Below are 20,391 nucleotides of genomic sequence, written 5' to 3' on the forward strand. Positions count from 1 at the left end.
CGCAGGGCGGGAAACCTGTGGACGACGTCGGCTCCCGGAACCTGTTGGTTCCGGGAGCCGACGTCGTCCTGGGCGGGCGCGGCTCCCGGCCTCTCGGGGGTGACGCGTCCGAGGGCGGCCGTTGTCAGTGGCGTTTGGTAAGAATGCAGGCGTGAGCAGCGAGAACGGGCAGGGGGGCGGTGGGGCGGCCGGCGAGGGCGCCCCACCGGAGCAGCTCGCGCTGATTCGGGAAAGCGTGCGGCAGGCCAAGGCGCCGCGAGCCAAGCCCCGGACGTGGCGGGGGGCCGCACTGGCCGAGGAGTTGCCCGTCGCGCGGGTGCTCGTCGACAAGGGCGTGCTGCACCTGGACCGCTACTTCGACTACGCGGTGCCGGCCGAACTCGACGCGGACGCGCAGCCGGGGGTGCGGGTGCGGGTGCGGTTCGGGGCCGGGCGCGGGCGGGTCAGGGAAGGGCGCCGCGAGGGCGGCGGGCTCATCGACGGGTTCCTCATCGAGCGGCTCGCCGCATCGGACTACTCCGGGCCGCTCGCGGCGCTCGCCCAGGTGGTGTCGCCCGAGCCGGTGCTGAGCCAGGAGCTGCTGGGACTGGCGCGAGCCGTCGCCGACCGGTACGCGGGGAGCCTGGCCGACGTGCTGCAACTCGCGGTGCCGCCGCGCAACGCGCGCGCCGAGCAGCGGCCCTCGCCCGCCCCGCTGCCCCCGCCGGGGGCGCCGGAGGCCGGGTCCTGGGCGCGGTACGAGCGGGGCGGCGCGTTCCTCGATTCGCTGGCGGCCGGGGGCGCGCCGCGGGCCGTGTGGAACGCGCTGCCCGGCCCCGAGTGGAGCGAGGCGCTGGCGCGGGCCGTCGCCGCGACGCTCGCCTCGGGGCGCGGGGCCCTGGTCGTCGTACCGGACGGGCGGGCCGCCGCGCGGGTCGACGCGGCGCTGACGGCGCTGCTGGGGGAGGGCCGGCATGCGCTGCTCACCGCGGACGCCGGGCCCGAGAAGCGGTACCGCGAGTGGCTCGCGGTGCGACGCGGATCGGTGCGGGCGGTCGTCGGAACGCGCGCCGCGATGTTCGCGCCGGTTCAGGACCTGGGGCTGGTCGCGCTCTGGGACGACGGGGACGACAGCCACAGCGAGCAGCATGCGCCGCAGCCCCATGCGCGGGAGGTGCTGCTGCTGCGGGCCGCTCAGGACAAGTGCGGTTTCCTGATGGGGGGTTGGAGCTGCACGGTGGAGGGCGCCCAGCTCGTCGAGAGCGGCTGGGCGCGGCCGTTGGTCGCCGGGCGGGAGCAGGTGCGGCGCTCCGCTCCGCTGGTGCGGACCGTGGGGGACCAGGATCTCGCTCGGGACGAGGCCGCCAGGGCGGCCCGGCTGCCCACCCTGGCCTGGCAGACGGTCCGGGAAGGGCTGCGGCACGGGCCGGTGCTGGTGCAGGTGCCCCGACGGGGGTACGTGCCGCGGATGGCGTGTGCGCAGTGCCGTGCCCCCGCCCGGTGCCGGCACTGCTCCGGGCCGTTGGAGGCGCGGGACGGCGGCGCGGTGGGCGGCTCGTTGTGGTGCGGGTGGTGCGGGCGTGAGGAGGGCGCCTGGCACTGCCCGGAGTGCGGCTCGTTCCGGTTGCGGGCCCAGATCGTGGGGGCGCGGCGGACCGCCGAGGAGCTGGGGCGGGCGTTTCCCGCCGTTCCGGTGCGTACATCGGGGCGGGAGCAGGTGCTGGACACCGTGCCGGGCACGCCCGCGCTCGTCGTGTCCACGCCCGGGGCCGAGCCGGTCGCCGAGGGCGGATACGCGGCCGCGCTGCTGCTGGACGGCTGGGCCATGCTCGGCCGGCCCGACCTGCGGGCCGGGGAGGACGCGCTGCGCCGCTGGATCGCGGCCGCCGCGCTCGTGCGGCCCCAGGGGGACGGGGGGACCGTGGTCGTCGTCGCCGAGCCCACGCTGCGGCCCGTGCAGGCGCTGGTGCGGTGGGATCCCGTGGGGCACGCCGTGCGGGAGTTCGCCGAGCGCGCCGAGCTGGGGTTTCCGCCGGTGTCACGGATGGCGGCGGTGTCGGGGACGGCGGAGGCGGTGGCCGCGTTCCTGGAGGCCGTCGAACTGCCTCGGGAGGCGGAGGTGCTGGGGCCGGTTCCGGTGCCGGCCGGTCCGGCGGGGCGGCCTCGACGGGCGGGGGCGCCGCCGCCCGGGGAGCAGTGGGAGCGGGCGTTGATCCGGGTCCCGCCGGGCAGGGGCGCTGCGCTGGCTGCCGCGTTGAAGGCGGCGCAGGCGGCTCGGATGGCTCGGGCTTCCCGGGCGCCCCGGGGTGGGGAGGACGTTGTCCGGGTGCGGGTCGATCCGCCGGACATCGGGTGAGGCGCTGCGTGGTCGCGGATACGCGGCTGCCCTCTCGGGCTTGGGCCGAGAGGGCAGGGTGGGGTGGAGCGGGCGGTGCTGTGTGGGATGGGGGTGCGGTGAGGGGACGGACGGGGTGCGTCAGCCGCTGCGCGGGCCGGGGAAGGCGGTCGGCCTTGCCTCGTCCCGCAGTGCCGGGCTGCCGGCCGTCGGCTGGGTCGGCATCGAGCGGGCGGCGGGGACCGTGGGAACCGTCGGGAGGCCCGTGGTCACGCCGACCGAGCGGGCGCCGGTCGGCTCCGTCGGACGGTCCGCCTCGGTGGTGGTCGCCTGGGCCGCGGCGCGGCGGGCGCCGTAACGGCGGTGGACGGCCTGCTTGGTGACCCCGAGCGCGGAGCCCACCGCGTCCCATGAGAAGCCGAGTGAACGGTCGAAGTCCACCGCCGCGGTGACCAGGGTCTCGACGCTGTCCCGCAGTTCCTGGGCCAGGCGGACCGTGGGGGCGGGAGCGCGTCCGTAGACGACGAAGCCCGTGGAGGGGCCGGAGCGGCGGGGGCGGTAGACGTTGCCCAGCTGGGCGGTGAGGGTGCGCAGTGCGTCCACCTGCCGGCGGACGCGCTCGATGTCCCGCACCAGCAAGTGCAGGCTGGCCCGGGCCTGGGCGTCGTGGGTTGCATGGTCGGCCATGAACAAGCCTCTCGAACCGGCGTTGAAGTAGGTGTGGTCAACTCTGTCTTGACCAACGCGGGTTCGCTCCGCTGGTCACGGTGTGGGGGCGTATGAGCATATGCGTACGCCCCCTGGGGCGGGGTGTGCGCGGCTCGGCCCACGGCCCTCGCCGTCGGCGGCCTCCCCTCGGGTGCCGGGGCGTTGGTCGTTCCCGCCCCATAAACTTGTGTGTCGCCCGTCATTCGAACCGTCCGAGAGGCCCCGCCCACTCATGAAGCTCGTCTTCGCCGGTACCCCCGAGGTCGCCGTACCCGCTCTGGACGCTCTGCTCGCCTCCGGGCGGCACGAGGTGGCCGCTGTCGTCACGCGGCCCGACGCGCCGGCCGGGCGGGGGCGGCGGCTGATCGCTTCTCCTGTCGCCCGGCGCGCGGAGGAGGCGGGCATCGAGGTGCTGAAGCCCCTCAAGCCCCGGGACCCGGAGTTCCTGGCGCGGTTGAAGGAGATCGCGCCGGACTGCTGCCCCGTTGTGGCCTACGGGGCGCTGCTGCCCAGGGTGGCGCTGGACATCCCGGCCCAGGGCTGGGTCAACCTGCACTTCTCGCTGCTGCCCGCCTGGCGCGGCGCCGCGCCCGTCCAGCACTCCATCATGGCGGGGGACGAGATCACCGGCGCCTCCACCTTCCTCATCGAGGAGGGTCTCGACTCGGGGCCGGTGTACGGGACGGTCACCGAGGAGATCCGGTCCACCGACACCAGCGGCGATCTGCTGACCCGGCTCGCCTTCGCCGGCGCCGGACTGCTCGCCGCGACCATGGACGGGATCGCGGACGGCAGCCTGAAGGCCGTGCCGCAGCCGGGCGAGGGGATCACTCTCGCACCGAAGATCACCGTCGAGGACGCCCAGGTCGACTGGGCAACGCCGGCTCTGCGCGTCGACCGCGTCGTGCGCGGCTGCACCCCCGCGCCCGGCGCCTGGACCACCTTCCGCGGCGAGCGGCTCAAGCTGATCCAGGTCCAGCCGGTTCCCGAGCGGACCGATCTCGCCCCCGGCGCACTGTCCGTCGGCAAGAACAGCGTGCATGTCGGCACCGGTTCGTACGCGGTCGAGCTGGTGTGGGTGCAGGCGCAGGGCAAGAAGCCGATGCGGGCCGCCGACTGGGCGCGCGGCGTCCGGATCGGGGAGGGCGAGACCGTCGGGGCGTAACGCTCCTGCACAAGCCCCACATGCCCCACAAGCCCTGCTGGGTGCACAAGCCCCACAAGCCCTGCTGGGCGCACAAGGCCGGAAAGTCTTCCGCTGCCGCCGCCGACGTACGCTGGAACGTCAGTCTGTCTGCGCATCCCATCCTGTAATCCGGAGCACCGTGAGCGATCAGCCCCAGGGTTCCCGCAAGCCGGGCAAGCCCTACCGTCGGCCCCAGAAGGATCCTGTCCGTCTCCTCGCCTTCGAGGTGTTGCGGGCGGTGGACGAGCGGGACGCGTATGCCAACCTCGTGCTGCCGCCGTTGCTGCGCAAGGCACGGGAGAAGGGGGGCTTCGACGGACGGGACGCGGCTCTCGCCACCGAGTTGGTCTACGGGACGCTGCGCCGGCAGGGGACGTACGACGCCGTCATCTCGGCCTGTGTCGACCGGCCGCTGCGTGAGGTCGATCCGCCGGTGCTCGATGTGCTGAGCCTCGGTGTGCACCAGCTGCTCGGGACGCGCATCCCGACGCACGCCGCCGTGTCCGCCTCCGTCGAGCTCGCCCGGGTCGTGCTCGGCGACGGGCGTGCCAAGTTCGTCAACGCGGTGCTGCGCAAGGTCGCCCAGCACGATCTCGACGAGTGGGTCGAGAAGGTCGCACCGCCCTACGACGACGACCCCGAGGACCATCTCGCCGTCGTGCACTCGCATCCCCGCTGGGTCGTCTCCGCGCTGTGGGACTCCCTCGGCGGCGGGCGGGCCGGCATCGAGGAACTGCTGGAGGCCGACAACGAGCGGCCCGAGGTGACGCTCGTCGCCCGGCCCGGACGGGCCACCACCGGGGAGCTGCTGCGGGAGGAGGCCGCGGTCGCCGGGCGCTGGTCGCCGTACGCCGTGCGGCTCACCGAGGGCGGCGAGCCCGGCGCCATCGACGCCGTACGGGACGGGCGGGCGGGGGTGCAGGACGAGGGCAGCCAGCTGGTTGCGCTCGCGCTGGCCAACGCGCCGGTCGACGGGCCCGACACGAAGTGGCTGGACGGGTGCGCCGGGCCCGGCGGCAAGGCCGCCCTTCTCGCCGCGCTCGCCGCGCAGCGTGGCGCCACTCTCCTCGCCTCCGAGAAGCAGCCGCACCGGGCGGGGCTCGTCGCCAAGGCCCTCGCCGGCAATCCCGGGCCCTACCAGGTCGTCGCCGCAGACGGGACCCGGCCGCCGTGGCGGCCCGGTTCCTTCGACCGGGTGCTGATGGACGTGCCGTGCACGGGGCTCGGCGCTCTGCGGCGTCGGCCCGAGGCGCGATGGCGGCGTCGGCCGGAGGACCTCGACGGGTTCGCTCCGCTGCAGCGCGGGCTGCTGCGGACCGCGCTGGAGTCCGTCCGGGTGGGGGGCGTCGTCGGATACGCCACCTGCTCGCCGCACCTCGCCGAGACCCGGGCGGTGGTCGCCGACCTGCTCAAGCAGTTCCCGCAGGCCGAGCTGATCGACGCCCGGCCCCTGCTGCCCGGCGTGCCGGCGCTCGGCGACGGCCCCGACGTCCAGCTGTGGCCGCATCTGCACGGGACCGACGCCATGTACCTGGCGCTGATCAGGAAGACCGGCTGAGGCCGCAACGGTCGAAAGGGCCGGCCCGACGCAACGGCGTCGGGCCGGCCTTTCCCGCGTGATGTGTCCCCGTCCGGGGTCAGTCCGTGCCGAACTCCATCGCGGCGCGGTCCAGCAGCTCGTCCGCCTCGGAGACCTCGCCGCGCGAGGCGATGACCTCGGCGCCGCCCTCCGGGAGCTCCGGCATGGTGCCGATCAGACCGGTCGCGGCCGCCTGGGAGGCGCCGATGGTGGGGCTGCCGGTGCCGATCAGACCGAGGCCCGCGTACTGCTCCAGCTTGGCACGCGAGTCGGCGATGTCGAGGTTGCGCATGGTCAGCTGGCCGATGCGGTCGACGGGGCCGAAGGCCGAGTCCTCGGTGCGCTCCATGGAGAGCTTGTCCGGGTGGTAGCTGAACGCCGGGCCCGTGGTGTCGAGAATCGAGTAGTCCTCGCCGCGCCGCAGCCGCAGGGTGACCTCGCCGGTGATCGCGGCGCCGACCCAACGCTGGAGCGACTCACGGATCATCAGCGCCTGCGGGTCCAGCCAGCGGCCCTCGTACATCAGGCGGCCCAGGCGCCGGCCCTCGTTGTGGTACTGGGCGACGGTGTCCTCGTTGTGGATCGCGTTGACCAGGCGCTCGTAGGCGGCGTGCAGGAGGGCCATGCCCGGCGCCTCGTAGATGCCGCGGCTCTTCGCCTCGATGATCCGGTTCTCGATCTGGTCCGACATGCCGAGGCCGTGCCGGCCGCCGATGGCGTTGGCCTCCATCACCAGGTCGACGGGGGAGGAGAACTCCTTGCCGTTGATCGTCACCGGGCGGCCCTGGTCGAAGCCGATCGTCACGTCCTCGGCGGCGATCTCGACCGACGGGTCCCAGAACCGCACGCCCATGATGGGATCGACGGTCTCGACGCCGGTGTCCAGGTGCTCCAGGGTCTTGGCCTCGTGGGTGGCGCCCCAGATGTTGGCGTCGGTGGAGTACGCCTTCTCCGTGCTGTCCCGGTAGGGCAGGTCATGGGCGACCAGCCACTCCGACATCTCCTTGCGGCCGCCGAGCTCGGTCACGAAGTCCGCGTCCAGCCAGGGCTTGTAGATGCGCAGGTGCGGGTTGGCGAGCAGGCCGTAGCGGTAGAACCGCTCGATGTCGTTGCCCTTGAACGTCGAGCCGTCGCCCCAGATCTGGACGTTGTCCTCGAGCATCGCCCGGACCAGGAGGGTGCCGGTGACGGCACGGCCGAGGGGAGTGGTGTTGAAGTAGGCGCGCCCGCCCGAGCGGATGTGGAACGCGCCGCAGGTGAGCGCGGCCAGGCCCTCCTCGACCAGGGCGGCACGGCAGTCGACCAGGCGCGCGATCTCGGCGCCGTAGGTCTTCGCGCGGCCGGGCACCGAGGCGATGTCGGGCTCGTCGTACTGGCCGATGTCGGCGGTGTAGGTGCACGGGACGGCGCCCTTGTCGCGCATCCACGCGACCGCGACGGAGGTGTCGAGCCCGCCGGAGAAGGCGATGCCGACGCGCTCGCCGGCGGGAAGGGAGGTGAGGACCTTGGACATAGGAAGATTATGCATGAACTCGCATGGTCATGCAAAGGGCGCATGTGCGGCTCCGCCGTGCGGGGCGCGACAAGCCACACACAGCCCGCGCCGGACAACGCACCGTAGCTCTCCAGGACCGATGCGCCCAACCCCCGGAGGGCATGGCAGGCTTGGGTCATGGCCGTGCAGATCAACCCCAGCATCCTGTCCGCCGACTTCGCCCGCCTCGCGGAGGAGGCGAAGGCGGTCGAGGGAGCCGACTGGCTCCACGTCGACGTCATGGACAACCATTTCGTCCCGAACCTCACGCTCGGTGTGCCGGTCGTGGAGTCACTGGCCCGTGCGACGGACACTCCGCTGGACTGCCATCTGATGATCGAGGCCCCCGATCGCTGGGCCCCGCAGTACGTCGAGGCGGGCGCCTCGTCCGTCACCTTCCATGTCGAGGCGGCCGCCGCGCCGGTGCGGCTCGCCCGCGAGATCCGCGCCAAGGGCGCCCGGGCCTCCATGGCGCTCAGGCCGGCGACGCCGATCGAGCCGTACGAGGATCTGCTGCCCGAACTCGACATGCTGCTGATCATGACGGTCGAGCCGGGCTTCGGGGGCCAGGCGTTTCTCGACATCATGCTTCCCAAGATCCGCCGCACCCGCGAGCTGATCGGCAAGCACGGCCTCGACCTGTGGCTCCAGATCGACGGCGGGGTCTCGGCCGGCACGATCGAGCGGTGCGCCGAAGCGGGCGCCGACGTGTTCGTGGCCGGGTCGGCGGTGTACGGCGCCGCCGACCCGGCCGAAGCGGTCCGTGGCCTGCGGGCTCAGGCGGAGGCGGCTACCGCCGGGGCCTCGTGGGCATGTGAACACTGAGCCAACCACTTGCCGACAGGAATGTGAACGGCTCCCATCAGAGCTGATCAACTGCGCCGGATCTGCGAGGATGAACGGCGTATCCAGAGTGTGAACAGCAGTGAGGAGATCGCCGTGTCGGGTATGTCGGCGGGCCGGTCAGCCATGCGGATGGGACCCGCTGAGCTGGTGCAGGCGGCGGCCATGGCCCGCCGCTTCTACCTCGAGGGAAAGTCCAAGATCCAGATCGCGGAGGAGTTCGGCGTCAGCCGCTTCAAGGTGGCCCGGGTCCTGGAGACCGCCCTCGAACGGGATCTCGTACGGATCGAGATCCGAGTGCCGGCCGAACTGGACGCCGAGCGCTCCGACGCGCTCCGCGCCCGTTACGGCCTCAGGCATGCCGTCGTGGTCGAGTCCCCGGCCGAGGCCGAGGAGACCACGGACCCCGAGAACCTGGGGGAAGTGGCCGCCGACCTGCTCGGCGAACTGGTCAACGAGGGGGACGTACTGGGGCTGGCCTGGGGCCGGTCCACCATTCACATGGCGGCGGCGCTGGACCGGCTGCCGCCCTGCACGGTCGTGCAGCTGACGGGTGTGTACGACGCGGGGACCGCGGAACGCGGCTCGGTCGAGGCCGTCCGCCGCGCCGCACAGGTGTCCGGCGGTGACGCGCACCCCATCTACGCGCCGATGCTGCTGCCGGACGCGGCCACCGCGCAGGCCCTGCGCCACCAGACCGGGATCGCCCGGGCCTTCGAGTACTTCGACAAGGTCACGGTCGCCTGTGTCTCCATCGGCTCCTGGGAGCCGGGCATCTCGACGGTGCACGACATGCTCAGCGACGAGGAGCGGTCGCACTACGCCTCGCTCGGCGTCGCCGCCGAGATGTCCGCGCACCTCTTCGACACCGAGGGCCGCAGGGTCGGCCGAGACCTGGGCGAGCGGTGCATCACGGTCAAGACCGACCAGCTGCGCCGCGTCCCCGAGGTCGTCGCCATAGCGGGCGGTCAGCGCAAGGCGGCCGCGATCGACGCGGTGCTGCGCTCGGGTCTCGTCACCAGCCTGGTGACGGACACGTCGGCGGCCGACTACCTGATGACGGCGGGACCGACACCGAAGCCGGCCCTCAACCGGGCGGACCCGGACGGGATCTGAGGGAGTGTCATGCCGGGACGGCCGTGACGGCGCCGAAGGCGTGCGGTCACGGCCGTCCTCCGTGCAGGGGCGGCGCGGACGGCCCGCCGGGCCACGGGTCGGCTCATTGTCACCGCGGTCGCCGGTGGGGTCTACTACAGCGGTGATCACAACCGGATGTGCAGGGCGGTACTGAGATGACCGACGCGACGCTCGCCGAGGTCCTCGGCGCCGGGGGCTGGGACCACACGGAACTGGACCTCACCGGCGTCACCGGCAAACCCGCCTTCATGGACCGCTGCGCCCGCGCGCTCGGCCTGCCCGACTACTTCGGCCGCAACTGGGATGCCCTCGCCGACTCCCTGACCGACCTGCCCGCGACCCCGGCCGCCCGCGGCCGACTGATCACGGTGCGGGCCTGGCAGGAGTACGCGCAGACCGCGCCACAGGAGTGGACCATCGCGCAGGAGGTCCTCACCGAGGCCGTGCAGCGCCTGCGCGGCACCGCGCGCCCGCTGGAGGTGGTCCTGGCGCTCGGCTGACGGCTGCGTCTCCGCTCGCTCGGGCCACGGCCGTCTTCCTCGCCGAAGGCCGGACACGGACAGGACGGATTGCTGATGCGGGTGGTGATCGTCGGAGCCGGCCTGGGTGGTCTGTGCCTGGCGCAGGGGCTCAGGCGGGCGGGCGTCGAGGTCGCCGTGTACGAGCGGGACGCGGCACTGGACGCCCGCCGTCAGGGATATCGGCTCCATCTGGACGGGCGGGCCGCCCAGGGGCTGCACGCCTGTCTTCCGCCGGAGCTCTACGAACTGTTCACGGCGACCACCGGCCGTCCCAGCCGGCAGGTCACCGTGGTCACCAAGCGGCTGAAGCAGCTGCACAGGGTGCGGTTCCCCGAGCCGGACCCGTCCGTCCCCGCCCGGGTCAACACGTCGGTGGACCGTTTCGTCCTGCGGACGATACTGCTGGCCGGCCTGGAGGACGTCGTCCACTTCGACAGGACCTTCGTCCGCTACGAGCACGGTGCCGGCCGTTCCGGGAAGACCGTACGGGCGTTCTTCGCCGACGGCGCCGAGGACACCGCGGACGTCCTGGTGGCGGCCGACGGGGCCGGCTCCCGCATCCGCGGCCAGTACCTGCCGCACGCCCGTGTCCGGGACACCGGTGACCGGGCGCTGTACGGGAAGACGCCGCTCACCGACGAGATACGGGGCCGGCTGCCGGAGATGCTGTGGGACGGTTTCGCCGCCGTCGTGGGGTCGCGCGACCTGGGCATGGCCCTCGGGCTGGTGCAGTTCCAGGAGCCTCCCGCGCAGGCCGCCGCCCGGCTGTGGCCCGCGGCGGACTTCAAGGACGCCGATTCGTACGTGATGTGGGCGCTGTCGGGCAAGGGCAGGGCGTTCCCGGCCGACGAGCGGATGCGGGCCATGGACGACCCCGGGCTGCTGGAGGTCGGTGCGCGGCTGGTGCGCGGCTGGGCCCCCGAGCTGCGGGCGCTGGTAGAGGGCGCCCGTCCCGAGGACACGTTCTTCCTGAACATCCGTACGTCGGACCCGGTCGAGCGCTGGCCGGCCACCCCGGTGACACTGCTCGGGGACGCCATCCACGCGATGCCGCCGAGCCGGGGCTCGGGGGCCAACATCGCCCTCAAGGACGCCGGGCTGCTGTGCTCCGAGCTGACGGCGGCGGCCTGCGGCGAGCGGGAACTGCTGGAGGCCATCGACCGCTACGAGGCGGACATGGTGGACTACGGCTTCACCGCGGTGCGCGACTCCCTCGCACTGGCACGGCAGGGAGGCGGCCCGTCGGCGGCACTCGCCTCCCTCGTGTCACGGCTGACCGGCCGACGCGGCTGACCGGTCGACGCGGCTGACCGGTCGACGCGGCGCCTGAGCCGCCGCCTTCGGAGGATCCTCCGAAGGCGCCCGTGAGCTGCTTGGACGTTCTGTCCGGGCATTGCGGCCGGGCCTTCGTGGGAGAATGAAGTACGTGCTTCTCCCCCTGGCTGACCTGTCCGGGGGTCACCTCTGAACGACCGGGATGTGCAGCACGTGCGTTTCCTCAACGACATCCAGCCCGCCTACGACCTGACCTACGACGACGTCTTCATGGTGCCGAGCCGCAGCGCGGTCGGATCGCGTCAGGCCGTCGACCTCTCCGCCCCGGACGGCACGGGTACCACGATCCCGCTGGTCGTCGCCAACATGACCGCCGTCGCCGGTCGCCGGATGGCCGAGACCCTGGCCCGGCGCGGCGGGCTCGTCGTGATCCCGCAGGACATTCCGATCGACGTCGTCACCGACGTCGTCTCCTGGGTCAAGAGCCGTCACCTGGTGCTGGACACCCCGATCGTGCTCGCCCCGCACCAGACGGTGGCCGACGCGCTGGCCCTGCTGCCCAAGCGGGCGCACAACGCGGGTGTCGTCGTCGACGAGGACTTCCGTCCCGTCGGCGTCGTCACCGACGCGGACCTCAGCGGCGTCGACCGCTTCACGCAGCTCGAGGTCGTCATGTCCCGTGACCTGCTGCTGCTCGACGCCGACATCGATCCGCGCGAGGCTTTCAACACCCTCGACGCGGCCAACCGGCGCTACGCCCCGGCCGTCGGCAAGGACGGCAAGCTCGCCGGCATCCTCACCCGCAAGGGCGCCCTGCGCGCCACGCTGTACACGCCGGCCGTCGACGCGCACGGCAGGCTGCGCATCGCCGCGGCCGTCGGCATCAACGGCGACGTCGCGGGCAAGGCCAAGCAGCTGCTCGACGCGGGCGTGGACACGCTCGTGATCGACACCGCGCACGGCCACCAGGAGTCGATGATCGGCGCGATCCGCACCGTGCGCGCCCTCGACCCGCGGGTGCCGATCGTGGCCGGCAACATCGTCTCCGCCGAGGGCGTCAAGGACCTGATCGACGCGGGCGCCGACATCATCAAGGTAGGTGTCGGACCCGGCGCCATGTGCACCACCCGCATGATGACCGGCGTGGGCCGGCCGCAGTTCTCGGCCGTCCTGGAGTGTGCCGCCGAGGCGAAGAAGTACGGCAAGCACGTATGGGCCGACGGCGGTGTCCGCCACCCGCGCGACGTCGCGATGGCACTGGCCGCCGGCGCGTCCAACGTGATGGTCGGGTCCTGGTTCGCGGGCACGTACGAGTCCCCGGGCGACCTCCAGCACGACGCGGACGGCCGCCCGTACAAGGAGTCGTTCGGCATGGCCTCCGCGCGGGCCGTCCGCAACCGCACGTCCGAGGAGTCGGCGTACGACCGGGCCCGCAAGGCGCTGTTCGAGGAGGGCATCTCCACCTCCCGGATGTTCCTCGACCCGGCTCGTCCGGGCGTCGAGGACCTGATCGACTCGATCATCGCGGGCGTCCGCTCCTCCTGCACGTACGCGGGCGCGGGCTCACTCGAGGAGTTCGCCGAGAAGGCCGTCGTGGGGATCCAGAGCGCGGCCGGCTACGCGGAGGGCAAGCCGCTGCACTCCAGCTGGTAGCTCCGCAGGCCGGGCCGTGCGAACCTTCCTCGGCCGGCCCGCAAGGAAAGCGCACTTCGGTGCCATGAACGCAACGATCTTGCGCGTGCGCGCAAGGTTGCTGCATTACGACTGCTACGGCCCTGCTCATAGGGTCGTGCGCTGTACGTGGCGTGGCTGGGACCCCGCTCGGTGGTTCTCGCCCGCGCGGGTGTGCCGCCGGTCCCTGTCGCGCCCTGAGGCAGCGGCGAAGGAGTCAGCGCGTGCTCGACCAAGGCGCACCCCCGCAACAGGGCAGTCGGACCGCCCCCGCGTCCCCGGGGCCGCTCGCGCGCCTCCTGCGGCGCAAGCCCGTGGAACGCCTGGTCGCCGAGGGCGGCCAGAGCGAGGCGGGCGCCATCCCGGTCGCCGGGTCCTCGTACTCGTATGCGTACGCGACGACGGGCGAGCTGATCGCCTGATGATGGGCAGCCTCTCGGCCGTCACCTGGGCGGTCTTCGGGGTCTGGACGGCGGTGGGGCTCGTGTTCTACTTCCTCTACGGCCAACGCCGTTCCCGACTCGCAGCGCCCGCACCATCCGAGAAGTGATCGACCCACTGTGCTGAACGATCTCGACGAACGCATCGTCCACGCCCTCGCCGAGGACGCCCGCCGCTCCTACGCGGACATCGGGCACCTGGTCGGCCTGTCCGCGCCCGCCGTGAAACGGCGCGTGGACCGGCTGCGGGCCACCGGCGCCATCACCGGCTTCACCGTACGCGTCGACCCGGCGGCCCTCGGCTGGGAGACCGAGGGGTTCGTCGAGATCTACTGCCGGCGCAACACCTCCCCGGAGACCATCCAGCGGGGCCTGGAGCGCTACCAGGAGGTCGTGGCCGCGTCCACCGTCACCGGGGAGGCGGACGCCGTCGCCCAGGTCTTCGCCGCCGACATGCGGCACTTCGAGCGCGTGCTGGAGCGCATCGCCGGGGAGCCGTTCGTGGAACGCACGAAGTCGGTGCTGGTGCTGTCGCCTCTGCTGCGCCGCTTCTCGTCGGGTTCGCCGACCTGAGGCGACGTCAGCAGCGCCGAGCCGACCGAGCCGCCCCGGCCGGCGCCGGTAAATCGCTGGGCGGTGGGGCCGGGCGTGTCTACCATCGGTGACATGACCTGGCGACATTGATCCACGACCGGCCCCGACACCCGTCGACTGACCGCCACGCTGTACGCGTACGCGTTCCTCGACGAGTTCGTGCTGCTCTACCCGGTGTACGTGCTGCTGATGGCGGACAGCGGCCTGTCGGTCGGGCAGATCTCCTCCCTCTTCGTCCTGTGGTCGCTGACCGGCGTCCTGCTGGAGGTCCCCTCGGGCGCCTGGGCGGACGCCGTCTCGCGCCGGCTGTTGCTGTGGCTCGGCCCGCTGCTGGGCGGGGCCGGCTTCGCGCTCTGGGTGCTGTTCCCGTCGTACTGGGCCTTCGCGGCCGGCTTCGTGCTGTGGGGCGCGCGCGGCGCCCTGAGCTCCGGGGCGCTGGAGGCGCTGGTGTACGAGGAACTGGACCGGGCCGGCGCGGCGGACCGGTACGCCCGGGTCATGGGCCGTGCGCACGCGGTGGGCCAGGCGGCCGTCATGGCGGCCATGGGCCTGGCCGGGCCGGTCTTCGCGCTCGGCGGCTATCCGGCCGTCGGCGCGGCGAGCGTGCTGGCCTGTCTGCTCTGCGCCGCGACCGCGACCCGCTTTCCCGAGCACCGGTCCCCGGACGCCGAGGGCGACGACGGCCTCGCCGCCACGCTGCGCGACGGACTCGCCGACGTTCGCCGGGACCGCGGCGTCCTCGGCGCCCTGCTGCTGGTCCCGGCCGTCACGGCGGTGTGGAGCGCGCTCGACGAGTACACCTCGCTGCTGGTCAGGGAGACCGGCGTACCGGAGGCCGCCGTCCCCTACCTGCTCGTCGTGATCTGGGCCGGTGTCACGGCCGGCAGCCTGCTCTCCGGGAGAGCCGAGCGCCTCGACGGCAGCGGCCTCGCCGTGCTCCTCACGGGCGCCGCGCTCGCCCTGGCGGCCGGCGCGCTGACGGGGAAGCCGGCCGGCATCGTCCTCGTCGCCCTCGCCTTCGGCGGCTTCCAGCTCGCGACCGTCCTGGCCGACGTCCGGCTCCAGCAGCGCATCGAGGGCACCGGCCGGGCCACCGTGACCTCCGTCGCGGGCCTCGGCACGGAGCTGCTGACCATCGGCGTCTACGGCGCGTACGGCGCCCTCGGGTCGGCCTTCTCCCACGGCGCCGTGTTCGCGCTGTGCGCCGTGCCGTACCTGGTGACGGCGCTGATCGTGGCCGGGGGACGGCGGAAGTGAGGACGCGCAACGAATCGCCGCCCGAGCCCCGACGCACGCAACGAACCGCTCACCGGCGCGCAACGGCTCCGTCTTGTCCGGCCCGCGCGGCCGACCGTACCGTCTATCTGGCCCCGCGAACGGCCGCCCGAACGGCCCCGCGAACGGCCCCCCGACCCCGTCGTACCGGTGAGGATCACGCATGCGCACCGCCCTGCTCCAGAGCTCCGGCCGCCCCGGCTTGGTCGTCGAGAACCTCAAGGTCCTCGACGAGGCCGCGGGCCGGGCCGCCGCCGCGGGCGCCGGGCTGCTGGTCGCGCCGGAGCTGTTCCTCACCGGCTACGCGATCGGCGACGACATCGCCCGCCTCGCCGAACCCGCCGACGGGGCCTCCGCGGACGCCGTCGCCGAGCTCGCCGCCCGGCACGGGCTCGCGATCGCGTACGGCTACCCGGAGCGCGACGGCGAGACGGTGTACAACGCGGCCCAGCTCGTCTCCGCCGACGGCGCCCGGCTCGTCGGCTACCGCAAGACCCACCTGTTCGGCTGCTTCGAGCACGAGCACTTCACGCCCGGCGACCGGCCGGTCGTCCAGGCCGAGCTGAACGGCCTCACCGTCGGCCTCATGATCTGCTACGACGTCGAGTTCCCGGAGAACGTCCGCGCCCACGCCCTCGCCGGCACCGACCTCCTCGTCGTGCCGACCGCGCAGATGCACCCCTTCCAGTTCGTCGCCGAGTCGATGATCCCGGTGCGTGCCTTCGAGAACCAGATGTACGTCGCCTACGTCAACCGGGTAGGCCGGGAAGGGGAGTTCGAGTTCGTCGGGCTCTCCACCCTCGCCGGCCCCGACGGGGTCGCCCGGGCCCGCGCAGGACGCGGCGAGGAACTGCTGTTCGCCGACGCCGACCCGGTCGCCCTCGCCGCCTCCCGCGAGGCGAACCCGTATCTGAAGGACCGCCGCCCCGGCCTCTACGGCTCCCTGGTCTGACGCCCTCCCCCTCTGTCTCCCCCTCACTTTCCTGTGCTAGGAGTCCGTGCCCCATGACGTCCACCGTGCCCAACGCCGTCGAGCACGCAGACGAGCAGCAGTCGCCGATCACCATGTTCGGCCCGGACTTCCCGTACGCGTACGACGACTTCCTCGCCCACCCGGCGGGGCTCGGCCAGATCCCCGCGACCGAGCACGGCGCCGAGGTCGCCGTCATCGGCGGCGGGCTGTCGGGCATCGTGGCCGCGTACGAGCTGATGAAGATGGGCCTGAAGCCGGTCGTCTACGAGGCCGACCGGATCGGCGGCCGACTGCGCACGGTGGGCTTCGACGGCTGCGACCCCTCCCTCACCGCCGAGATGGGCGCGATGCGCTTCCCGCCGTCCTCCACGGCCCTGCAGCACTACATCGACCTGGTGGGCCTGCAGACGCGGCCCTTCCCCAACCCCCTGGCCGAGGCGACCCCTTCGACCGTTGTCGACCTCAAGGGCGAGTCGCACTACGCCGAGACGGCCGAGGACCTTCCGCAGGTCTACCGCGATGTCGCCGCCGCCTGGAACAAGTGCCTGGAGGACGGCGCCGACTTCTCCGACATGAACCGCGCCCTGCGGGAGCGGGACGTGCCGCGCATCCGCGAGATCTGGGCGAGGCTCGTCGAGAAGCTCGACAACCAGACCTTCTACGGCTTCCTCTGCGACTCCGAGGCATTCAAGTCCTTCCGTCACCGCGAGATCTTCGGCCAGGTCGGCTTCGGCACCGGGGGCTGGGACACCGACTTCCCGAACTCCATCCTGGAGATCCTGCGCGTCGTCTACACCGAGGCCGACGACCATCACCGGGGCATCGTCGGCGGCTCCCAGCAACTGCCGCTGCGGCTCTGGGAACGCGAGCCGGAGAAGATCGTCCACTGGCCGTACGGGACCTCGCTCGCGGGCCTGCACGAGGGCGGCGAGCCCCGCCCGGCCGTCACCCGGCTGCACCGCACCGCCGGCAACCGGATCACCGTGACGGACGCCCACGGCGACATCCGCACCTACCGGGCGGCGATCTTCACCGCCCAGTCCTGGATGCTGCTGTCGAAGATCGCCTGCGACGACTCGCTCTTCCCGATCGACCACTGGACCGCCATCGAGCGCACCCACTACATGGAGTCCAGCAAGCTGTTCGTGCCCGTCGACCGGCCGTTCTGGCTGGACAAGGACGAGCAGACCGGCCGTGACGTCATGTCGATGACGCTCACCGACCGCATGACGCGCGGGACGTACCTGCTCGATGACGGCCCGGACAAGCCCGCCGTCATCTGCCTCTCCTACACCTGGTGCGACGACAGCCTGAAGTGGCTGCCGCTGTCCGCGAACGAGCGGATGGAGGTCATGCTGAAATCGCTCGGCGAGATCTACCCGAAGGTCGACATCAGGAAGCACATCATCGGCAGCCCGGTGACCGTCTCCTGGGAGAACGAGCCCTACTTCATGGGCGCGTTCAAGGCCAACCTGCCCGGCCACTACCGCTACCAGCGGCGCCTGTTCACGCACTTCATGCAGGACCGGCTGCCCGAGGACAAGCGGGGCGTCTTCCTCGCCGGCGACGACATCTCCTGGACTGCCGGCTGGGCCGAGGGCGCCGTCCAGACCGCGCTGAACGCGGTCTGGGGCGTCATGCACCACTTCGGCGGTGCGACCGACGCGAGCAACCCGGGCCCGGGCGACCTGTACGACGAGATCGCGCCGGTGGAACTCCCGGAGGACTGAGGCCTCGTCGTGCGAGGTCTCACAGCGGGGTGAGCATCATGCGGCCCGCGAAGCCGACGGCGGTGTCGAGCCGCACGGTGAACTCCTCGGCCACGTCCGGGAGTCGGCGCAGCGCCCACAGCGCCCGGGCCGCCGTCCAGGTGGCGTCCCGGGCGCGTTCCAGGCTCCAGGAGCCGAGCAGGTGGGTGAGGGGGTCGGCGATCTGCAACAGGTCGGGGCCCGGCATCAGCTCCTCGCGGATGCGTTCCTCCAGGGACACGAGGAGATCGCCCACGCGGTCGAACTCGTCCTCCAGCTCGGCCGGTTCGCAGCCGAGACTACGACAGGCGTCCACGACGGCGAGCGCGAGGTCGTGCCCGATGTGCGCGTTGATGCCCGCGAGCGCGAACTGCAGGGGGCGTACGCCGGGATGACGGCGGAACTGCAGCAGCGGACGCCAGCAGGCCGGTGGATGCCGGAAGGCCGGTGGGCGCCGGTCGACCGGTGTGGGTTCCACGGCGTTCAGGTAGCGCTCCGCGAACCGTACGTCCAGGGTGGCGGCGGACCGCGGGTCCGGGAAGCGGCCGGTGTCGATGCGCCGGTCCACCTCCTGGGTCACCGCGAGGTAGACGCGGTTGAAGACCGCGATCCCGTCCCAGGCGGGCAGGGCGGCGTCGAGGGCACGCATCCGGTCGAGCACGTCGTCGACGCTCGTGCCGATCGGGTCTACGCGCGGCTCGACGTCTGTCCCGACGGGAGCGGTGAACTGTTCCAAGTGCGGCATGGGGGCAGGGTCGCAGTCCTGGGCGGCCGCGCGGGTCGGCGGGCCCGACGCTTCCCCGGAACGGGGGAACGGGGGAACGAGGCATGCGGGTGAGCGACCGCTTAGTCAGCCCGTAGGATGGGGAGCGTCGTCTCATACCTGCACAGGAGTCCCACCCGTGACCGCCGAAGCCTCGATCGCCCCCGCCCTGTCCTACGGTCGGCTGATCCCCGTCACCGTCCACTTCGACGACCTGGACGCGCTCGGCATGCTGCACAACGCCCGCTACCCGCTGCTCGTCGAGCGTGCCTGGACGGAGTTCTGGCAGGCCAACGGCGTGCGCTTCGACGGCGACTGGGCGAGCGCCGGGGACGCCTGCAACGTGGTGAGGGAACTGCTGATCGGCTACGAGACCCCGGTCACCCGCACCGGCGCGTACGCCGTCCACCTCTGGCTGGAGCGGCTGGGCGCCACGGGCCTGACCTACGGCTTCCGGCTCTGCTCGGCGGACGGTGCCACGACGTATGCGCGGGGCACCCGCGTCCTGGTGCGCCTCGACGCGAGCACCCTGCGCCCCACGCCGTGGAGCGACGCCTTCAGGGCCGCGGGCCGGGCACTGCTGCGGCCTGCGCACTGATCTTCGCGTCCGTCCGCCCGCCGCCGCCCCGCAGCACCGGGGCGAACACCGCGAGCCCGCACGACAGCGCCGTCACCACGCCGAACGACACCGTCAGGCTGGTCGCCTGCGCCACCCCGCCGATCAGGCTCGGGGCGATCAGCCCGGAGGTGTACGTGATCGTCGCGACGCCCGCGATGGCCTGGCTGGGGTTCGGCCCGCTGTGTCCGGCCGCGGCGAAGCACAGCGGTACGACGACCGCGATGCCCAGCCCCATCAGCCCGAACCCGCCCATCGCCACAGCCGGGTGCCCCGCGACGACGATCAACACCCCGCCCAGCGCGGCGAGGACGCCGCCCGCCCGGACGGTACGCACCGCGCCGAACCGGTTCACCATCGCGTCGCCCGCGATCCGGGCCACCGCCATCGTGAACATGAAGCCGGTCGTGCAGGCCGCCGCGACCCCGGCCGAGGAGTCGAGCTCGTCGCGCAGGTACACGGCCGACCAGTCCAGGCTCGCGCCCTCGGCGAACACCGCGCAGAACCCGACCGCGCCGATCAGCAGCGCCGAGCGGGGCGGCAGCGCGAACCGCGGGGGCGGCTCCTCGTCCTCGGTGGGCCGCAGGTCCAGCACCCAGCGGCAGACCAGCAGGCCGAGGACGGTCAGCACGGCCGCCGCCAGCAGGTGGTGCAGGCGGGCGTCCGACCCCAGGTGCGCGGCGAGCGTCCCGCCCGCCGAGCCGATCAGGGCGCCCGCGCTCCACATGCCGTGCAGTCCCGACATGATCGACCTGCCCAGCAGCCGCTCCACCTCCACGCCGAGCGCGTTCATCGCGACGTCGGCCATGCCGGAGGTCGCGCCGTAGACGAACATCGCCAGGCAGAGCGTGAGCAGGTTCGGGGCGAGGGAGGGCAGCGTCAGTGCCAGCGTCCACAGCGCGAGCAGGCCGCGCAGGGCCGTACGGCTGCCGAAACGGTGGGTGACCGAGCCGGCCAGCGGCATCGCACAGGCCGCCCCGAACGCCGTGAAGGCGAGCGCGAACCCGAGCTGGCCGGTGGACACACCGGCGTGGTCCTGGATCCACGGCACGCGGGTGGCGAACGAACCGGTGACCGCGCCGTGCACGGTGAACACGGCCGCCACGGCGTACCGGGCGCGCCGCACCTCCGCCGGTGCGTGGATCACTTCGGCCACTCCGCTCATTCTTCCGCCTCCAGCCTTCACGCCGCGCCGTCGCGATGCCGACGTAAAC

Annotated in this window: 17 protein-coding genes and 2 pseudogenes; 15 read left to right on the forward strand and 4 right to left on the reverse strand. The window is 72.8% G+C overall.

The features are described 5' to 3' along the window. Window positions 1-151: 151 nt before the first annotated feature. On the forward strand, window positions 152-2,335 hold the full coding sequence (locus ACZ5SK_RS17100; RefSeq protein ID WP_468576234.1) for a primosomal protein N': 2,184 nt from the start codon (window positions 152-154) through the stop codon (window positions 2,333-2,335). 120 nt (window positions 2,336-2,455) lie between these two features. Here the strand turns inward: ACZ5SK_RS17100 and ACZ5SK_RS17105 are convergent, their stop codons facing one another. Then, the gene (locus ACZ5SK_RS17105; RefSeq protein WP_334583215.1) at window positions 2,456-3,001 is read right to left on the reverse strand and encodes a hypothetical protein; all 546 of its coding nucleotides are present in this window, start codon (window positions 2,999-3,001) and stop codon (window positions 2,456-2,458) included. A gap of 253 nt (window positions 3,002-3,254) precedes the next feature. Between ACZ5SK_RS17105 and fmt the strand changes: the two genes are divergently transcribed. Beyond that, the gene (gene fmt, locus ACZ5SK_RS17110; RefSeq protein WP_334583214.1) at window positions 3,255-4,187 is read left to right on the forward strand and encodes a methionyl-tRNA formyltransferase; all 933 of its coding nucleotides are present in this window, start codon (window positions 3,255-3,257) and stop codon (window positions 4,185-4,187) included. Between the two features lie 160 nt (window positions 4,188-4,347). Beyond that, window positions 4,348-5,766, forward strand: a complete 1,419-nt coding sequence (locus tag ACZ5SK_RS17115) for an RsmB/NOP family class I SAM-dependent RNA methyltransferase (RefSeq protein ID WP_334583213.1) — start codon at window positions 4,348-4,350, stop codon at window positions 5,764-5,766. Window positions 5,767-5,845: 79 nt separating this feature from the next. Here the strand turns inward: ACZ5SK_RS17115 and argG are convergent, their stop codons facing one another. Then, window positions 5,846-7,300 carry an argininosuccinate synthase gene (argG, locus tag ACZ5SK_RS17120; protein WP_334583212.1) on the reverse strand — a complete coding sequence of 485 codons (1,455 nt, stop codon included), beginning with the start codon at window positions 7,298-7,300 and terminating at the stop codon, window positions 5,846-5,848. Window positions 7,301-7,459: 159 nt separating this feature from the next. Between argG and rpe the strand changes: the two genes are divergently transcribed. From rpe to ACZ5SK_RS17175, 11 genes and pseudogenes are all read left to right on the forward strand, one after another. Then, window positions 7,460-8,146 carry a ribulose-phosphate 3-epimerase gene (gene rpe, locus ACZ5SK_RS17125; protein WP_334583211.1) on the forward strand — a complete coding sequence of 229 codons (687 nt, stop codon included), beginning with the start codon at window positions 7,460-7,462 and terminating at the stop codon, window positions 8,144-8,146. A gap of 90 nt (window positions 8,147-8,236) precedes the next feature. Beyond that, window positions 8,237-9,280, forward strand: coding sequence for a sugar-binding transcriptional regulator (locus ACZ5SK_RS17130; protein WP_334583210.1), 1,044 nt, complete (start codon window positions 8,237-8,239; stop codon window positions 9,278-9,280). A gap of 176 nt (window positions 9,281-9,456) precedes the next feature. Next, window positions 9,457-9,801, forward strand: coding sequence for a barstar family protein (locus ACZ5SK_RS17135; RefSeq protein WP_334583209.1), 345 nt, complete (start codon window positions 9,457-9,459; stop codon window positions 9,799-9,801). 75 nt (window positions 9,802-9,876) lie between these two features. Further along, a complete protein-coding gene (locus ACZ5SK_RS17140) occupies window positions 9,877-11,115 on the forward strand; it encodes an FAD-dependent oxidoreductase (protein ID WP_361701610.1) in 1,239 nt (412 codons plus the stop codon). Between the two features lie 195 nt (window positions 11,116-11,310). Next, the gene (locus ACZ5SK_RS17145) at window positions 11,311-12,750 is read left to right on the forward strand and encodes a GuaB1 family IMP dehydrogenase-related protein (protein WP_334583830.1); all 1,440 of its coding nucleotides are present in this window, start codon (window positions 11,311-11,313) and stop codon (window positions 12,748-12,750) included. A 242-nt stretch (window positions 12,751-12,992) separates the two neighbouring features. Continuing rightward, a pseudogene (locus ACZ5SK_RS17150) lies at window positions 12,993-13,187 on the forward strand (hypothetical protein); the annotation flags it as partial. Window positions 13,188-13,189: 2 nt separating this feature from the next. Then, a pseudogene (locus tag ACZ5SK_RS17155) lies at window positions 13,190-13,318 on the forward strand (amino acid permease C-terminal domain-containing protein); the annotation flags it as partial. A gap of 10 nt (window positions 13,319-13,328) precedes the next feature. Next, window positions 13,329-13,781, forward strand: coding sequence for an Lrp/AsnC family transcriptional regulator (locus ACZ5SK_RS17160; RefSeq protein WP_055638498.1), 453 nt, complete (start codon window positions 13,329-13,331; stop codon window positions 13,779-13,781). A 138-nt stretch (window positions 13,782-13,919) separates the two neighbouring features. Further along, window positions 13,920-15,059: an MFS transporter gene (locus tag ACZ5SK_RS17165; protein ID WP_334583829.1), complete on the forward strand. Its 1,140-nt coding sequence runs from the start codon at window positions 13,920-13,922 to the stop codon at window positions 15,057-15,059. Between the two features lie 181 nt (window positions 15,060-15,240). Then, window positions 15,241-16,029: a carbon-nitrogen hydrolase family protein gene (locus tag ACZ5SK_RS17170; RefSeq protein WP_334583207.1), complete on the forward strand. Its 789-nt coding sequence runs from the start codon at window positions 15,241-15,243 to the stop codon at window positions 16,027-16,029. Window positions 16,030-16,082: 53 nt separating this feature from the next. Further along, the gene (locus ACZ5SK_RS17175; protein WP_334583206.1) at window positions 16,083-17,780 is read left to right on the forward strand and encodes a flavin monoamine oxidase family protein; all 1,698 of its coding nucleotides are present in this window, start codon (window positions 16,083-16,085) and stop codon (window positions 17,778-17,780) included. Between the two features lie 19 nt (window positions 17,781-17,799). Here ACZ5SK_RS17175 and ACZ5SK_RS17180 read toward each other — a convergent pair whose 3' ends face one another. Next, window positions 17,800-18,543 carry a DUF5995 family protein gene (locus tag ACZ5SK_RS17180; protein ID WP_334583205.1) on the reverse strand — a complete coding sequence of 248 codons (744 nt, stop codon included), beginning with the start codon at window positions 18,541-18,543 and terminating at the stop codon, window positions 17,800-17,802. 157 nt (window positions 18,544-18,700) lie between these two features. Between ACZ5SK_RS17180 and ACZ5SK_RS17185 the strand changes: the two genes are divergently transcribed. Next, entirely contained in the window at window positions 18,701-19,159 is a 459-nt protein-coding gene (locus tag ACZ5SK_RS17185; RefSeq protein ID WP_334583204.1) for an acyl-CoA thioesterase, read from the forward strand. On the opposite strand, the gene ACZ5SK_RS17190 is transcribed toward ACZ5SK_RS17185, so the two are convergent. After that, window positions 19,119-20,342, reverse strand: coding sequence for an MFS transporter (locus tag ACZ5SK_RS17190; protein ID WP_468576236.1), 1,224 nt, complete (start codon window positions 20,340-20,342; stop codon window positions 19,119-19,121). The two genes, ACZ5SK_RS17185 and ACZ5SK_RS17190, sit on opposite strands and share 41 nt — an antisense overlap. Window positions 20,343-20,391 lie beyond the last annotated feature (49 nt).

Source organism: Streptomyces sp. NPDC031474 (genome assembly GCF_055581185.1).

Bases quoted from the DNA above. Each gene is read 5' to 3' on its own strand.
- ACZ5SK_RS17175 (WP_334583206.1), top strand. From the start codon at position 16,083: ATGACGTCCACCGTGCCCAACGCCGTCGAGCACGCAGACGAGCAGCAG.
- ACZ5SK_RS17190 (WP_468576236.1), bottom strand. From the start codon at position 20,342: ATGAGCGGAGTGGCCGAAGTGATCCACGCACCGGCGGAGGTGCGGCGC.
- fmt (WP_334583214.1), top strand. From the start codon at position 3,255: ATGAAGCTCGTCTTCGCCGGTACCCCCGAGGTCGCCGTACCCGCTCTG.
- ACZ5SK_RS17140 (WP_361701610.1), top strand. From the start codon at position 9,877: ATGCGGGTGGTGATCGTCGGAGCCGGCCTGGGTGGTCTGTGCCTGGCG.
- ACZ5SK_RS17135 (WP_334583209.1), top strand. From the start codon at position 9,457: ATGACCGACGCGACGCTCGCCGAGGTCCTCGGCGCCGGGGGCTGGGAC.
- ACZ5SK_RS17180 (WP_334583205.1), bottom strand. From the start codon at position 18,543: ATGCCGCACTTGGAACAGTTCACCGCTCCCGTCGGGACAGACGTCGAG.
- rpe (WP_334583211.1), top strand. From the start codon at position 7,460: ATGGCCGTGCAGATCAACCCCAGCATCCTGTCCGCCGACTTCGCCCGC.
- ACZ5SK_RS17170 (WP_334583207.1), top strand. From the start codon at position 15,241: ATGCGCACCGCCCTGCTCCAGAGCTCCGGCCGCCCCGGCTTGGTCGTC.
- argG (WP_334583212.1), bottom strand. From the start codon at position 7,300: ATGTCCAAGGTCCTCACCTCCCTTCCCGCCGGCGAGCGCGTCGGCATC.
- ACZ5SK_RS17105 (WP_334583215.1), bottom strand. From the start codon at position 3,001: ATGGCCGACCATGCAACCCACGACGCCCAGGCCCGGGCCAGCCTGCAC.